This is a genomic window from Pseudomonas sp. fls2-241-R2A-110, assembly GCF_030209165.1.
Taxonomy (GTDB): domain Bacteria; phylum Pseudomonadota; class Gammaproteobacteria; order Pseudomonadales; family Pseudomonadaceae; genus Aquipseudomonas.
The window spans coordinates 63502-78635 of the sequence record NZ_JARVSN010000008.1; the positions used below are offsets into that span (position 1 = coordinate 63502).

At 55.7% G+C, this 15134-nt stretch carries 10 protein-coding genes; 4 read left to right on the plus strand and 6 right to left on the minus strand.

Annotated features, from left to right (window positions below; translation table 11 throughout):
* From QRN31_RS07145 to QRN31_RS07165, 5 genes are all read right to left on the minus strand, one after another.
* Complete coding sequence (locus QRN31_RS07145) at window positions 1-1197, minus strand: YcaO-like family protein (RefSeq protein ID WP_285431044.1); 1197 nt, start codon at window positions 1195-1197, stop codon at window positions 1-3.
* Window positions 1194-2012 (minus strand): SagB/ThcOx family dehydrogenase, encoded by an 819-nt coding sequence (locus tag QRN31_RS07150; protein WP_350310382.1) that lies wholly within the window; start codon window positions 2010-2012, stop codon window positions 1194-1196. Before QRN31_RS07150 ends, QRN31_RS07145 begins: the two co-directional genes overlap by 4 nt.
* A complete protein-coding gene (locus QRN31_RS07155) occupies window positions 1985-2845 on the minus strand; it encodes an McbB family protein (protein ID WP_285431045.1) in 861 nt (286 codons plus the stop codon). Before QRN31_RS07155 ends, QRN31_RS07150 begins: the two co-directional genes overlap by 28 nt.
* 59 nt (window positions 2846-2904) lie before the next feature.
* Window positions 2905-3126, minus strand: a complete 222-nt coding sequence (locus QRN31_RS07160) for a hypothetical protein (RefSeq protein WP_285431047.1) — start codon at window positions 3124-3126, stop codon at window positions 2905-2907.
* Between the two features lie 452 nt (window positions 3127-3578).
* Window positions 3579-3746, minus strand: a complete 168-nt coding sequence (locus tag QRN31_RS07165; protein WP_285431049.1) for a hypothetical protein — start codon at window positions 3744-3746, stop codon at window positions 3579-3581.
* Between the two features lie 207 nt (window positions 3747-3953).
* On the opposite strand from QRN31_RS07165, the gene QRN31_RS07170 reads away from it, so the two are divergent.
* The 3 genes from QRN31_RS07170 (at window position 3954) to glgB (ending at window position 11689) form a co-directional block, all read left to right on the plus strand.
* Window positions 3954-5948, plus strand: coding sequence for an alpha-1,4-glucan--maltose-1-phosphate maltosyltransferase (locus QRN31_RS07170; RefSeq protein WP_285431050.1), 1995 nt, complete (start codon window positions 3954-3956; stop codon window positions 5946-5948).
* Between the two features lie 165 nt (window positions 5949-6113).
* A complete protein-coding gene (gene treS, locus QRN31_RS07175) occupies window positions 6114-9455 on the plus strand; it encodes a maltose alpha-D-glucosyltransferase (RefSeq protein WP_285431051.1) in 3342 nt (1113 codons plus the stop codon).
* A gap of 2 nt (window positions 9456-9457) precedes the next feature.
* Window positions 9458-11689, plus strand: a complete 2232-nt coding sequence (gene glgB / locus QRN31_RS07180; protein ID WP_285431053.1) for a 1,4-alpha-glucan branching protein GlgB — start codon at window positions 9458-9460, stop codon at window positions 11687-11689.
* A gap of 134 nt (window positions 11690-11823) precedes the next feature.
* Here the strand turns inward: glgB and QRN31_RS07185 are convergent, their stop codons facing one another.
* On the minus strand, window positions 11824-12897 hold the full coding sequence (locus tag QRN31_RS07185; RefSeq protein ID WP_285431055.1) for an autotransporter domain-containing protein: 1074 nt from the start codon (window positions 12895-12897) through the stop codon (window positions 11824-11826).
* A gap of 519 nt (window positions 12898-13416) precedes the next feature.
* On the opposite strand from QRN31_RS07185, the gene QRN31_RS07190 reads away from it, so the two are divergent.
* Window positions 13417-15030, plus strand: a complete 1614-nt coding sequence (locus QRN31_RS07190; protein WP_285431057.1) for a mechanosensitive ion channel family protein — start codon at window positions 13417-13419, stop codon at window positions 15028-15030.
* Window positions 15031-15134: the final 104 nt, after the last annotated feature.

Below are 15134 nucleotides of genomic sequence, written 5' to 3' on the forward strand. Positions count from 1 at the left end.
TCAGGGAAAAGGAACCATCATGGTGAGTCGATCGTTATGGATTTCGTGTGAAAAATATTGGGAGTAAAGATTGTCTGTGTTTATGTTTTGAGCATTGTTCATGTGAAGGAATAAATCGGGAGAGATGTACTTGGCAGCGTAATAGCAGTCAGTCTCTATTGTTATTGGTTTTATATAGAAAAAGCCCGTAATGCCTAAGCTCTTGAGTGAAGACAGTAAGCCGTTTACGCTAAATTTTGATAGGTTGTCGCGCTGTTTGTGGTTTTGGCTGTATACCGTTGTGATGTTTTGGTAAGTGATATATGAATTGCAACTTAAAAAATACCGCAAGTAGGGGTCTTCTATGTCCGTAATTTTACGCTGGAGAGCACCGTGCAGATCGATATAGCGATAAGTTTGCCATAGCTCCAGAATCGACTTGCTCAGCGCTTCTTTTGCAGTTGCTGCATAGGCCATCCCCGCGCAATATCTGACATGCCTTGTTGGATCTTTGTTTCCGTAGATCGTAAGCAAACACGTTCCAGGAAAGTCTGAGTCAGAGATGTCAAGTATAGTGACGTCTCCCGACACGTTGAGTGACTGATAGAGCTTATAAACATCTGATTTCGTCAGTAGCTCAGTTGCATCCTCATATTTTACGATTTTTGAACATGTTTTGGTCAGCCAGAATTTGGCGAGGAACTGTCTTTCAAGTTGTTCTTTTAGCGAGCCGAGCATTGCAAGAATCGGGTCTGAATGAAAGCAACATCCACACGTGTCGCGTAAAGGGTATACCCAACTATCGCTTGCTATTGTGTGTGCGCTGAGGGATAGGCAGGCACTTGGAATGTAACAGGCAGAAAAATCTTCGCATCGGTACGCTTTACTCAGGCTGAATGTGTGCTGTCGAATATCCTTGTCAATTATTGCCCGGTCAGCGGTTTGTCTAAAAGCGCGTACAAATTTTTCTACTTCGGTTGGAGATAGAGCGGTCTCCAGTACACCTGAGCGCTCAGGAAAAACCTCCATATAGAAGTGTCGGCGCTCGAAGTACTCACCCAATGCTGCGTGCGACGCGTTAGCGTTACTGATGCCTGAACCGCCATTATTCCACTGGTCGGTTATTTCTACTGAAGGAGGAAAATGTGAGACCCCAGCTGGCTGGAGAACACATTTGGAAGGCAATGCAGAGGTGTTTTTGGTGTTATAAAAATTCATGCGGATTTGCCTATAAGGTGCACGCTGACAGGCAAAAATAGCGCTGGGTTTAAACCGATCGACTTACAGATCAGGGTATCGGTATACGCTGACCATTGACGACTCCCTAGGCCTAATTTTTTACATTGAAGTTCGATTATGGTGTAAATGGATCCTGCTTCCATTAGCGCCATTCGATATCCTCTGTATCTATATTTAAAGAATGTTTTTGGCAGGTATGCAACGTAGATAATTGCAATGCTCGGCATGCCGATTGTATGGGGCGCGGAAAATATGGACTTTTTCAGGTCTTGAATCGAGTGCGAGCTCGTTACCCTTTCGAATTTTCTTGACTGCGGTAACAAATGCAGGATCCGCTCGCTACACGGCCACGTCGGATGTTCATCTATTAGTGAGCATACAAATACTTCCACGGGGTACAGGGCGCCTCCACTTGGATAACCACGCTTGTGACTGTCTTTTGTTGTGGAGGTTAATGGGTTTATCATTTTCTCGACAATGTCGAAAGGTATTGGGTCGTCCAGGAAACTCTCGCATGATTCGTTTCGGTTTAAATCCGAGGTCTGCGATTTCTCACTTTTTATTGGAAGGCATAAATCCATGTCAGGGTGCAATCTCAACTCGTTACCCGTTAGATCTGATAAGTCTTTATTGTTGATGAAGTGCAGCGCTGTGCGGTTTTTAAAAGCTTCGTGTATGAAGAAGTTTCCTTTTGTGTGAAAGTCTATGGTTTCGCTGTATGCAATCGGATCCAGGAATCGGAGATAATAGTCGTGCGGTATTTTCCTCACTTGATATTCCTTAGGCAACTGCATAGGCACCAGTGTGAAGTTGTAGATTCTGATAGTTGTCCGTTAACCAGCGATACACTTGTTTGTTGAAGAATATTGTCTTGGTATCTAACGCTTTCGCCTTGGCCTGTTAGTAATTTTATTTTTTGTATCAGAGCTCCAATGATCAGCGTTTTTTGAAAGATCGAGAGAGAGGGTGCAGGTATGGATGTTCTTTTGGCATGACAAAAATTTAAAAAATTAGACCAGGTGTTGTTGCTGGGTCTGTATTTTTCGTTTTCGATAAGCCGATCTACCGTGCAAAAATGACACGGGCTTCCCAGTGCCGGAAGATAAGGTTGGCTAATGATGAACTGATCCCCTGCGGTATATCCAACTATTATGGCGTCGTCAGGGTGGTCTTCTGCATGCTTGAAATACGTTTTTTTTATTTTTTCGTAGTTGTAGTTTTCGCACAAGAGGATTGTGATCTGCTTTGTCTCTTTTCTGCATTCCTGATCAAGTTCTGGAACAGAGGCAGTGACAGTGATATTCGTAAGCTCGGTCTTTATCAGTGACGTTAATTGATCGTGGTCTTTCCAGTCATGAATTATCGTTGTTTTATCAAAATAAATATCTTGTGGTTCATGATGAAGGCCGAGCATTGCCTCCAGCGATAAATAGGCGTCCCCTTTATCGAGATTGTGTTGGTGGAATAGATCATACAGTTCATGATCTGAGATCGATGCTCTACCTTTAAGCGTTGTGATTATCTTGAGCAAAGAGGGTGAGTTGACCTTTGTTACTCCCGTTTCAGAAATAAGGATGTTCTGATTTTCGAAGTTAAGTATGTTGTAATTCTGTATTTTCAGTTTCATTGCGCTTCCCATAGAGGCTTTTCGCCTGTGCGAAAAGCCTCTTATCATGTGCGTCAGAATTATTGCTTGGCGACTGCCTCATCGAAATGACGTGTTACTGCATTACCGCCAGAACCACCTGAACCACCACTGCCGCCACTGCAACCACCGCCCCCGCCGCAACCGCCACTTCCACCACATCCACCGGCACCACCCGAGCCGCCTGCTATGTTGGGTCCTGAAGGCGCGTTGAATTTATCGTTAAAACTAAAAAGCACTTCAATCATGTTTGCGTCTTTCATTTTTTTAACTCCACATCGGAAAGAAGTCACTTTTTCGCAAGTGACATCCAAGTTGTAGTTTTTTGTGGGTGGAGTTGCAAGTTTGTTATTTTTTTAGTGTCGGAGTATTCCCACAACAGGAAGTAATGATTCGGACGTCAGAAGTTATCTAAGTCTATTTTGCAGTAGGTCCATGTAAACGGGGGGCTTGAGCGGCGTGGTGAATGCTGGCCGGCCTTGCGGGGAGTAGTGCGCGGTATATAACAGTGTGCGAAGCCGAGAAATTTCTGAGGAAAGGTGTAGTACATTTCGTAAATGTGTGTGGGCTTGGTTTTAATAGTTACTTTGTAATGATAAAGACATTCCGACAGACGGTAAGGTGCCCGAAGCGTTCGTAGTCACTGGATAGACCGATTCACATTTTTTGCGTACATATTTATTGGATATTCCCACACAGAGCGTGGGAATGATCTTCACTGCGGGCTGACAATGACAGGCGGCATGGTCTCCGGAGGCTCTTCCCGAGGCGGCGGGGTGGTTCCCGGCGGCTCTTGTTCGGGCACCGGTGTCGGGTCCGTCGGCGGGATGGTCGGCTGGTCGATGTTCGGGTCCGGTGTCTCGGCGGGGATAGGGATACTCATGATTGAAACCTCAATGTGGTACATGGCGTAAGTCGTGCTTAAGTTTGTTGACCCACAGGTCACGGAATTGATTCCCGGTAAATGGGCGTGAACTTTTCCCCGGCGCTGTCGCTCGGAACCTAAGTGAGTTCATTCCGGAGCAGACGATTGCGTGTGAATGAAAACCAGACACATGAGCGTCCATGGGGCGTAAAGGAGAGATGCTCGATGACTGCTGAAAAACCGACTGAGTTGTACTACAACCCGCACATGCCGCTATCGCAGGCGTTGCTGCTGCCGCGCATCGCCATTGAAAACGTCATGCCGACCCTCGACGGTGGCCAATTCGCCGTCAAAGCGGTGGTGGGGCAAGACGTCGTGGTGACCAGCAAAGTATTCGCCGACGGTCACGACAAACTGGCCGTCAGGGTGCGCTGGCAGGCCGATGGTGACGATATCTGGCAAAGCGAGACCATGACTGAACTGGGCAATAACGGCTGGCAAGGCCAGTTCCGTGTTGAGCATCAGGGTCGCTACGTGTTTTGTATCGAAGCCTGGATCGATCAGTACGCCAGCTTCTGTTATGAGATCGAGAAAAAGCATGTGGCCGGTGTGCCCGTCAGCCTGGAGTTGCAGGAAGGGCGGCATCAGGTTCAGCAAGCGGCCGAGCGTTCCGAAGGGCCGTTGAGCGAAGAACTCGCGGGGTTGCACCATGAATTGTCCGGTCTGCTCGAAGCCGAACAGGTCGCGCTGTTTCTGCACCAACATAGTGCTGACCTGATGTCGCAGGCCGATCATCGCGCTTATTTGAGCCTCAGCCCCGAGTACCCGGTTGATGTCGAGCGCGAGCTGGCCCAGTTTGCCAGTTGGTATGAGCTGTTTCCGCGCTCGATCACGGACGACCCTGCGCGCCACGGCACCTTCAATGACGTTCACTCGCGCCTGGCGATGATCCAGGACATGGGTTTCGACGTGCTGTATTTCCCGCCGATCCACCCGATTGGCCGCAGCTTCCGTAAAGGCCCGAACAACTCCCTGACGGCCGGCCCTGACGATCCGGGCAGCCCGTATGCGATTGGCAGCGAGGAGGGCGGGCACGAGGCGATTCATTCCGAACTCGGTACTCGTGAGGACTTCCGCCGATTGGTCGCGGCGGCGGCTGGCCACGGGCTGGAAATCGCCCTGGACTTCGCCATCCAGTGTTCCCAGGACCATCCATGGCTCAAGCAGCATCCGGGTTGGTTCAACTGGCGCCCGGACGGCACGATCAAATACGCCGAGAACCCACCGAAGAAATACCAGGACATCGTCAACGTCGACTTCTACGCCAACGACGCGATCCCCAGTTTGTGGGTGGAATTGCGCGACATCGTTGTCGGTTGGGTCGAAGAGGGCGTGAAGATCTTTCGCGTGGACAACCCACACACCAAACCGCTGCCGTTCTGGCAATGGTTGATCGCCGATGTGCGGGCGTTGTACCCCGAGGTGATTTTCCTCGCCGAAGCCTTTACTACCCCGGCGATGATGGCGCGGTTGGGCAAGGTCGGTTATTCCCAGAGCTATACCTACTTCACCTGGCGCAACACCAAAACGGAGCTGGCGACTTACTTCACCGAGCTCAATGAGTCGCCATGGCGCGAATGCTACCGGCCGAACTTCTTCGTCAATACCCCGGACATCAACCCGGCGTTTCTGCATGAGTCCGGCCGTGCCGGTTTTCTCATTCGTGCTGCGCTGGCCACCATGGGCTCTGGCTTGTGGGGCATGTATTCGGGCTTTGAGCTTTGTGAGGCCGCGCCGGTGCCGGGCAAGGAGGAATACCTCAATTCCGAGAAGTACGAGATTCGCCCTCGGGACTTCAATGCCCCCGGCAACATCATTGCCGAGATCGCCCAGCTCAACCGCATCCGCCGGCAAAACCCGGCGCTGCATACGCATCTGGGCTTGAAGGTCTACAACGCGTGGAACGACAACATCCTGTATTTCGGCAAGCGCAGTGCGGACGGCAGCAACTTCATTCTGGTGGCCGTCAGCCTCGATCCGCATAACGTGCAGGAGGCGAACTTCGAATTGCCGCTGTGGGAAATGGGCTTGCCCGACGACGCCATCACCCATGGTGAAGACTTGATGAGCGGCCACCGTTGGACCTGGCACGGCAAGTACCAGTCCATGCGGATCGACCCCGCTTATCAGCCGTTCGGCATCTGGCGCATCACCGTTTAGACGCAGGACCTGTGGGAGCGAGCTTGTTCGCGATAGCGGTGCGTCAGACAACAGAAGTGTTGAAGGCAATGCCGCCATCGCGAGCAAGCTCGCTCCCACAGGTAATCATCGCGTTTGAGGTTGGTGATCGGCTCAGCGTTTTTTCGAATTCAACAGGAGTTACAAATGGCGAAGAAACCCAAGGCTGCCACCTTTATCAAAGACCCGCTCTGGTACAAGGATGCGGTGATTTACCAGGTTCACGTTAAGTCTTTTTTCGACTCCAACAATGACGGGATCGGCGACTTTCCCGGCCTTATCGCCAAACTCGATTACATTGCCGACCTGGGCGTCAACACCATCTGGCTGTTGCCGTTCTACCCATCGCCGCGGCGCGACGATGGTTACGACATTGCCGAATACCGTGGCGTGCATCCTGACTACGGCACCCTGGCCGACGCCAAGCGGTTCATCTCCGAGGCCCACAAACGCGGGCTGCGGGTGATCACCGAACTGGTCATCAACCACACCTCCGACCAGCACGCCTGGTTCCAGCGCGCCCGTAAAGCCAAACCCGGTTCGGCGGCGCGGGACTTCTATGTCTGGTCCGATGACGATCAAAAATACGACGGCACCCGTATCATCTTTCTCGACACCGAGAAGTCCAACTGGACCTGGGACCCGGTCGCCGGCCAGTATTTCTGGCACCGCTTCTACTCCCACCAGCCGGACCTGAATTTCGACAACCCGCAAGTCATGAAAGCCGTGTTGTCGGTGATGCGCTACTGGCTCGACATGGGCATCGACGGGTTGCGGCTGGACGCCATTCCGTACCTGATCGAGCGCGACGGCACCAACAACGAAAACCTGCCAGAGACCCACGATGTCCTGAAGCAGATCCGTGCCGAAATCGACGCCAATTACCCCGACCGCATGCTGCTGGCCGAGGCCAATCAGTGGCCGGAAGACACTCAGCTGTATTTCGGTACCACTGATAAAAAGGGCCTGAGCGGCGATGAATGCCACATGGCCTTTCACTTTCCATTGATGCCGCGCATGTACATGGCGCTGGCTCAGGAAGATCGTTTCCCGATCACCGACATCTTGCGCCAGACGCCTGAGATTCCGGCCAACTGTCAGTGGGCGATTTTTCTGCGCAACCACGATGAGCTGACCCTGGAAATGGTCACCGACAAGGAGCGCGATTACCTGTGGAATTACTACGCGGCCGACCGTCGGGCGCGGATTAACCTGGGCATTCGCCGTCGCCTCGCACCGTTGATGGAGCGTGATCGTCGCCGTGTGGAATTGCTCAACAGCCTGCTGCTGTCGATGCCTGGCACGCCGACGATGTATTACGGTGATGAAATCGGCATGGGCGACAACATCTACCTCGGTGACCGCGACGGCGTGCGTACGCCGATGCAGTGGTCGATCGACCGTAACGGCGGCTTCTCCCGCGCCGACCCGGCGAGCCTGGTGTTGCCGCCGATCATGGATCCGCAATACGGCTACCTGTCGGTCAACGTCGAAACCCAGGCCGGTGATCCGCATTCACTGCTGAACTGGACGCGGCGCATGCTCGCGGTGCGCAAGCAATCCAAGGCGTTCGGTCGCGGCACCTTGAAAATGCTTTCGCCGACCAACCGGCGGATTCTGGCCTACACCCGGGAATTCACCGGGCCGGACGGCAAGCACGAAATCATCCTCTGCGTGGCCAACGTGTCGCGCAGCGCGCAAGCGGCGGAACTGGACCTGTCGGCCTACGTCGGCATGGTGCCGGTGGAGATGCTTGGCGGTAATGCTTTCCCGCCGATTGGTCAGCTGAATTTCCTGCTGACCCTGGCGCCTTACGGTTTCTATTGGTTCGGACTCGCAGCGGAGAATCAAATGCCAAGCTGGCACGTTGAACCGGCACAAAGCCTGCCGGACTTCACCACCCTGGTGTTGAAGAAACGCATGGAAGAACTGCTCGAAGCGCCGTCACGCGGCACGCTGGAGCAGAGCATCTTGCCGAACTGGCTGCAGAACCGTCGCTGGTTTGCCGGCAAGGATGCAGCCATCGAGAAGGTCAACCTGGCCTACGGCGTGCGCTTCGGTGATGCGCAGCGTCCGGTGTTGCTGAGCGAGATCGAGGTCACCAGTGGTGGCCAGACCAGCCGCTACCAACTGCCGTTCGGCTTTATTGCCGATGATCAGGTCGGACCGGCACTGCCGCAGCAACTGGCGCTGTCGCGGGTGCGACGAGGGCCGCAAGTGGGCCTGATCACCGATGCCTTCAGCCTGGAAAGTTTTATCCGCGCGGTGGTGCTGGGCATGCAGGAACGCACCGTATTGCCGTCGGATGGCGGCGAGATCCGCTTCGAACCGACCGCCGAGCTGAACAAGCTGGGCCTGACGGCCGAGTCGGAAGTGCGTTACCTGTCTGCCGAGCAATCCAACAGTTCGGTGGTGGTGGGCAAGAGCATGGTGCTCAAGCTGATCCGTAAAATCGCCACGGGCGTGCACCCGGAATTGGAGATGAGCGCCTATCTGACCCAGGCCGGTTTCGCCAACATCTCGCCGCTGCTGGGCTCGGTGATTCGCCGCGATGCAGACGGTGAAGACAATCTGCTGATGATTGCTCAAGGCTATCTGAGTAATCAGGGCGACGCGTGGGAATGGACCCAGAACAACCTCGAACGGGCACTGCGCGATGAACTGGCCGACGCCATGTCGGAGCAGGAACAGCATTACAACGCGCTGGGCGAGCTCAAGGACTTCGCCGGCATGCTCGGCCAACGACTCGGCGAGATGCATCAGGTGCTGGCTGCGCCTACCGATAACCGCGATTTCGCCCCGCAGGTCACCACGCAAAAAGAGGCCTTGGCCTCGGCCAAGGACGTTGCGGCGCAGGTGGACCACGCGCTGAAACTGCTCAAAGAGCATCAAAACGAACTGAACCCTGCGGACAAAACCTTGGTCAGTCGTTTACTGGACAACAAAAAAGCCATCCTCAGCCATGTTCAGGAATTGGGCAAAAAGGCAGTGGGTGGTCTGCGCATTCGTGTCCACGGTGATTTGCACCTGGGGCAAGTGCTGGTGATCAAGGGCGACGCTTACTTGATCGACTTCGAGGGTGAGCCGGCGCGGCCGTTGAGCGAACGCCGCGGCAAGCACAGCCCCTATAAAGATGTGAGTGGCGTGTTGCGCTCCTTCGATTACGCCGCGGCAATGGCGATCAATGTGCAAAACGTCGACAACACCGCCCAAGCCCGCGCGGCACGACAACGGGTAGCCGACCGTTATTTGAATGATGCAAAACTGGCATTTGTCGACGCTTATCGGCTGGCGGCAGCTAGTCTTGCTCATGCATGGCAAGATCCGGAAGGCGAGGACGCTTCGCTGGCGTTGTTCGGTCTGGAGAAGGCGGCCTATGAGGTGGCGTATGAGGCTGAAAATCGCCCCACGTGGTTGCCGGTGCCGTTGCATGGTTTGTTTGGATTATTGAGTGGGCTTAAACCCTTTTCCGATCTTGGTGGAGAGTAGTTATGGGTTTCTCGAACAAGGAACAGGGTCACGCTAAAGAGGCGCTGCTGCCCAGGTCGCGGGATATCGACGCGCTGGTGCGCGCTGAACATCACGACCCCTTTGCAATTCTTGGCCCCCACGGCGATGGCGCCGGTGGGCAATTCATTCGTGCTTACTTGCCGGACGCGCTCAGCGTGCACGTGCTGGCGAAGGACACCGGGCAAGAGCTTGGTATCCTTGAGGCCACGCAGACGCCGGGCCTGTTTGTCGGGCATTTCGACCGGGCTCAGCCGTACGTGCTGCGAACCCGTTGGGCGGGTGGCGAGCAGGTCTCCGAGGATCCCTACAGCTTCGGCCCGTTGCTTGGCGAAATGGACTTGTACCTGTTCGCCGAAGGCAACCACCGGGACCTGAGCGCTTGCCTCGGCGCGCAGCTGAAAAACGTCGACGGTGTCGATGGCGTGCGTTTCGCCGTGTGGGCACCGAACGCCAAGCGCGTGTCGGTGGTGGGCGACTTCAACAATTGGGACGGTCGCCGGCATCCGATGCGCCTGCGTCATCCGACCGGGGTCTGGGAGTTGTTCATTCCGCGCATGCAGGCAGGCGAGGCCTACAAGTACGAAATTCTGGGCGCCCACGGCATCTTGCCGCTGAAGGCTGACCCGATGGCTCTGGCCACCTCGCTGCCGCCGGACACGGCATCGAAAGTCGCACCGCCGCTGACCATCGACTGGCAGGATCAGGCGTGGATGGAGTCACGCGTTGAGCGCTCACGTCCGAGTGCACCGCTGTCGATCTACGAATTGCACGCTGGATCCTGGCAGTGCGAACTGGATGATCTGGGCGAAGTGGCACGCCAGTACACCTGGCACGAACTCGGCGAGCGGTTGATTCCGTACGTGAAAGAGCTTGGGTTCACCCACATCGAACTGATGCCGATCATGGAACACCCGTTCGGCGGTTCGTGGGGATATCAGCTGCTGTCGCAATTCGCCCCGAGCGCGCGTTATGGTTCGCCCAATGACTTTGCGGCCTTCGTCAACGCCTGCCACCAGGCCGACATTGGCGTAATCCTCGATTGGGTGCCGGCGCATTTCCCTACCGATACCCACGGCCTGGCGCAATTCGATGGCACCGCGTTGTATGAGTACGGCAACCCGATGGAAGGTTTCCATCAGGATTGGGACACGCTGATCTACAACCTTGGCCGCACCGAAGTGCACGGCTACATGCTGGCGTCGGCGTTGCACTGGCTCAAGCATTTCCACATCGATGGCCTGCGGGTCGATGCCGTGGCCTCGATGCTCTATCGCGACTATTCGCGCAAGGCCGGCGAGTGGGTGCCCAACCGTCATGGCGGCCGCGAGAATCTGGAAGCCATCGACTTCCTGCGTCACCTCAACGACGTGGTCAATCTCGAAGCCCCCGGTGCAATGGTGATCGCCGAAGAATCCACCGCGTGGCCGGGCGTGAGCCAGAGCACGCAACAGGGCGGCCTGGGTTTCGATTACAAATGGAACATGGGCTGGATGCACGATTCGCTGCATTACATCCAGCAAGACCCGGTGTACCGCGCCCATCATCACAACGAGCTGAGTTTCGGCCTGGTGTATGCCTGGTCCGAGCGTTTCATCCTGCCGATTTCCCATGATGAAGTGGTGCACGGCAAGCACTCACTGATCGACAAGATGCCCGGCGATCGCTGGCAGAAATTCGCCAACCTGCGCGCCTATCTGAGTTTCATGTGGGCGCACCCAGGCAAGAAACTGTTGTTCATGGGTTGCGAATTCGGCCAGTGGCGCGAGTGGAATCACGATCAGCAACTGGATTGGTACTTGCTGCAGTACCCGGAACACCAGGGTGTGCAGAAACTGGTTGGCGACCTCAATCGCTTGTACCGCGAAGAACCGGCGATGCATGAGCAGGATGATGCGCCGCAAGGCTTCCAGTGGCTGATTGGCGACGATGCCATCAACAGCGTTTACGCGTTCATGCGCTGGAGCAAGGATGGCCGGCCGGCGCTGGTGGTGGCGAACTTCACGCCGGTGCCGCGTGAGGCTTATCGCATCGGCGTGCCGATCGCCGGACGCTGGAGCGAGGTGATCAACAGTGACGCCGCGATGTATGCCGGTTCCAACTACGGTAACAGCGGCGGAGCGTTTACCGAGGAAGAACCAAGCCACGGGCAACCACTTTCGCTGGTGTTGAATCTGCCGCCGCTGGCGGTATTGATCCTGCGCCCGGAAGGCTGATCTAAAACCGCGTCGCCCCCATCGCGGGCAAGCCCGCTCCCACACCGGTTCTGTGTACCACACAAACCCACTGTGGGAGCGGGCTTGCCCGCGATGGCGTCCGCCCAGACCACACATGTCTCGAAACTGCTTCCTCACCAGCGCATCCGCACACCCAGACTCGCAATCAGCCCGTTCAAATCATTTTGGTCCACGACACTGCTGTAATCGGCGCTGACGTAAAGGCTCACCGCAGGCGTTACCCGCGCCACCAACCCCAAGCCCACATCAACGGTCGATGAGTTGCGACTGCTGCTGATTTTGTCGACTTGATCGAGGGTCACGGTATTGCCGGTATAAACGGTGTGCCACAAGTTGGTCCGCACATAGGGTTCGACCGGCAGGCCGTTGATATCGTAGCTACCTTTCAAGCGTGCGCCGACCCGGCCGCTCCAGGACGTCACATCGCTCGACGACGCATTGCCCGAGCCTGCATAAGGCGTATCGAGCGTGATGCGCTGGTTGATCAACTGCGCTTGCGGTTCGATCACCCAGTTATCGCTCAGACCGATCGGGTAACCGCCTTCCACCGACAACGTCACCGCGCTGCCTTCAGTCGCCTGCCGCGCGCCCTGATCGTTGCGGCTATAGCCGTTGACACGGCCGCCGCTGGCGGTCAAGTCCACGTGCCAGCCTTGTTCACCCGTCAGGCTCCAGTAGGCGCCGAAGCTCTGGCCTCGAAGGATGAGGGTGTCATTGGCAGGGTCGGCCAGCGCCCGATTGGTCAACAGCCCGTTGCTGTTGCCTTGTACCAGCGTCATGCCGCCGATCAGCCCGACCTGCTGGGTGCGCCCGCTATCGCTTCGAAGGGTCAGGATCGCCGGACCTTTGAGTTCGGAGCTGCCGGAGATTGAAGAATTCTGTGCCATAAAATCGGTTTGCGCTTGCCGTGACGCTTGCCCATACACCTGATCCCACGCCGATGGTGCGGCGTCTTCGATCGTCAGGTGTGAGCTTCGGGTATCGGAACCGGCGCTGAAGTGGCCCGGGTAGAGCGCGGAGAGAGCGTTGGCAGGCAAACTCAGGACTGAAACATCCTGGCGATACCAAGGTGTGGATTCATCCTCGGTGGGACCCGCCTGAACCTCGATGGATGAGCACAACAGCAGTGAGCTGGAGACAGTGCAAAAGGTAACTTTGATCTCTTGTCGGGTGAATGAAGTTTTCATGGCGGTCTACCTTGCAATCGCATGCCGTATCTCGCTTTGGCGTCTCTCCTACCCCGAATGAGGGGCGACCGAATGGATTGAGGCAAGCCGCTGGCCGCCCGATTTCGCGGGAGTCTTCGGGTTGCCCCGGGTGGTATTTCCGGGGGTAGTAACGTGAAGCTAAGAAGACCGAAGGCATTGCGTCAAGAAAATGAACGATGAGTGGTATGCCTAAATCAGTGGGTGCAACTATTTGTTTTTTGGTGCTTATCTAAGTTCTTGTTTGTACGAAAAATCATCTTGTGAACCGCGAGCCAGAGGTCTCTGGCAGCCGACAATCGGTCTTTTTCCAGCCTGTCAGCAGCTGATTTCCTGTTCTATTTCGCTGGGGAAATGCTGTCAGTATTACGGCTATCCCTGTTGGGGGCAGGGCGACTGTCGGCGTGTTCATCCAGGGTGGAACGCCTTGGAAATCTGACAGGTTTGTTTCGCTCAACTACGCTGCGACACGTAGCGATTCCGGGAAAAAGGAGTTCAAAGATGCGCAGCAGAGCGCTGGCAATGCTGGTTGTTGTTCTGGGCGTGCTTGGGTCCGTTGCTTCGTATGCCGCACAGGCCCCGAAGACTGATGATTCACCACCGGCCGAGCTCAAAGTGGCGAATCGCAGCATTATGGTGTTGCGTGCCACATTGCTGGGAGAGGTGCCGGCGTTGCGGGCCAAACGGGCGAAAACCGTGATCACTGAAGCGCTCGAAGACATGGATGATTTAACCGTTACGCTCGATCCGGTCCAGAACAGTTATCTGGTGTTATTAGGTGCCAAGCGCGCTTTTATCGTCTCGCCCAACGATGTCGACACGCTTGAATACGCTTCCGTCCGCCAGGCCGCGGAAGGCGCCGCTGAAAATCTGAGGCGGGTGGTTGCCGAAACCCAGGAGGCGCGAAGCCTGCACTTGATGTTCAAGGCACTGGGCGCCGCTGCACTGGCGACATTCATCTATTGCCTACTGCTGTGGGGCATGGCTTGGCTGCGGCGCAGTCTGCTCAAGCAGTTGCCCGACTTGATGCACCGTCATGCCCAAACCTTGAAGGTCGGGCGAGTGCAGATTATTGATGCCAATTATCTCTATCCGCTGGTCACTCGACTGCTTTGGCTGCTGCGCTGGCTCGTGGTGCTGCTCCTCACTTATGAATGGCTGGGGTTTGTCCTGTCACGATTTCCCTATACCCGGCCGTGGGGTGAAAGCCTCAACAACTATTTGCTGGACGTCGCCCGCTATTTGCTCGAAGGCATTATCGGTGCGATCCCAGGACTTGGTGTCGCCGTCGCGATTTTCTTCATTGCACGTGGCGCCACGGCGTTCAGTCGGCGAGTGCTGCGGCGCATGGCAACCCCGGGCACGTTCAGTTGGTTGAATCATGAAACGCTGCAACCCACGACGCGCCTGACTTCCCTGGCGATCTGGCTGTTCGCTTTGGCGATGGCTTACCCTTATCTGCCGGGTGCGGGCACTGACGCCTTTAAAGGCCTGTCGGTACTGATCGGCCTGATGATTTCCCTTGGCGCTTCCAGTGTGGTCGGACAAGCCGCGGCGGGTTTGATCCTGACGTACACCCGCACGCTACGCCCCGGTGAGTTCGTGCGGATCGGCGAGTATGAAGGCACGGTGACGGAGCTTGGGATGTTTACTACCCGTATCCGCACGGGGCTGGGGGAGGTGCTGACCTTGCCTAATTCGATGATCACCAATTCCGTCACAAAGAATTATTCCCGAACAGTGCAAGGCGCCGGCTATGTGGTCGATACCACGGTCACCATCGGTTATGACACGCCGTGGCGACAGGTCGAAGCGATGTTGCTGGAGGCGGCCAGGCGCACTGCCGGAATTCTTCGAGACCCCGTACCCCAGGTGTTCCAGACTGCGTTGTCGGATTTTTATCCCGAGTACCGCCTTGTGGCCCAGGCGATTCCCAGCCAGCCGCGTCCGCGCGCGGAGCTGCTCAGCGTGTTGCACGGCAACATCCAGGATGTGTTCAACGAGTACGGCGTGCAGATCATGTCGCCGCATTACTTTGCCGATCCCCAAGAGGAGAAATGCGTGCCCCGGGACAAGTGGTACGCCGCACCCGCGCAGCCGCCGAAAGAGCCTTAAAAGCCGCTTTCTCGCATCATTGGAGTGATGCGGTTCACCTAAGAAAGTTTTGGGGTTGGGGTTGGGTACATATCCGTTTTTGGGGTGACGGCGGCTATTGGTTC

Coding starts and splice junctions, on each gene's coding strand:
- QRN31_RS07160 (WP_285431047.1), bottom strand. CDS start 3,126: ATGAAAGACGCAAACATGATTGAAGTGCTTTTTAGTTTTAACGATAAA.
- QRN31_RS07145 (WP_285431044.1), bottom strand. CDS start 1,197: ATGAATTTTTATAACACCAAAAACACCTCTGCATTGCCTTCCAAATGT.
- QRN31_RS07190 (WP_285431057.1), top strand. CDS start 13,417: ATGCGCAGCAGAGCGCTGGCAATGCTGGTTGTTGTTCTGGGCGTGCTT.
- treS (WP_285431051.1), top strand. CDS start 6,114: ATGGCGAAGAAACCCAAGGCTGCCACCTTTATCAAAGACCCGCTCTGG.
- QRN31_RS07185 (WP_285431055.1), bottom strand. CDS start 12,897: ATGAAAACTTCATTCACCCGACAAGAGATCAAAGTTACCTTTTGCACT.
- glgB (WP_285431053.1), top strand. CDS start 9,458: ATGGGTTTCTCGAACAAGGAACAGGGTCACGCTAAAGAGGCGCTGCTG.
- QRN31_RS07165 (WP_285431049.1), bottom strand. CDS start 3,746: ATGAGTATCCCTATCCCCGCCGAGACACCGGACCCGAACATCGACCAG.
- QRN31_RS07150 (WP_350310382.1), bottom strand. CDS start 2,012: ATGCAGTTGCCTAAGGAATATCAAGTGAGGAAAATACCGCACGACTAT.
- QRN31_RS07170 (WP_285431050.1), top strand. CDS start 3,954: ATGACTGCTGAAAAACCGACTGAGTTGTACTACAACCCGCACATGCCG.
- QRN31_RS07155 (WP_285431045.1), bottom strand. CDS start 2,845: ATGAAACTGAAAATACAGAATTACAACATACTTAACTTCGAAAATCAG.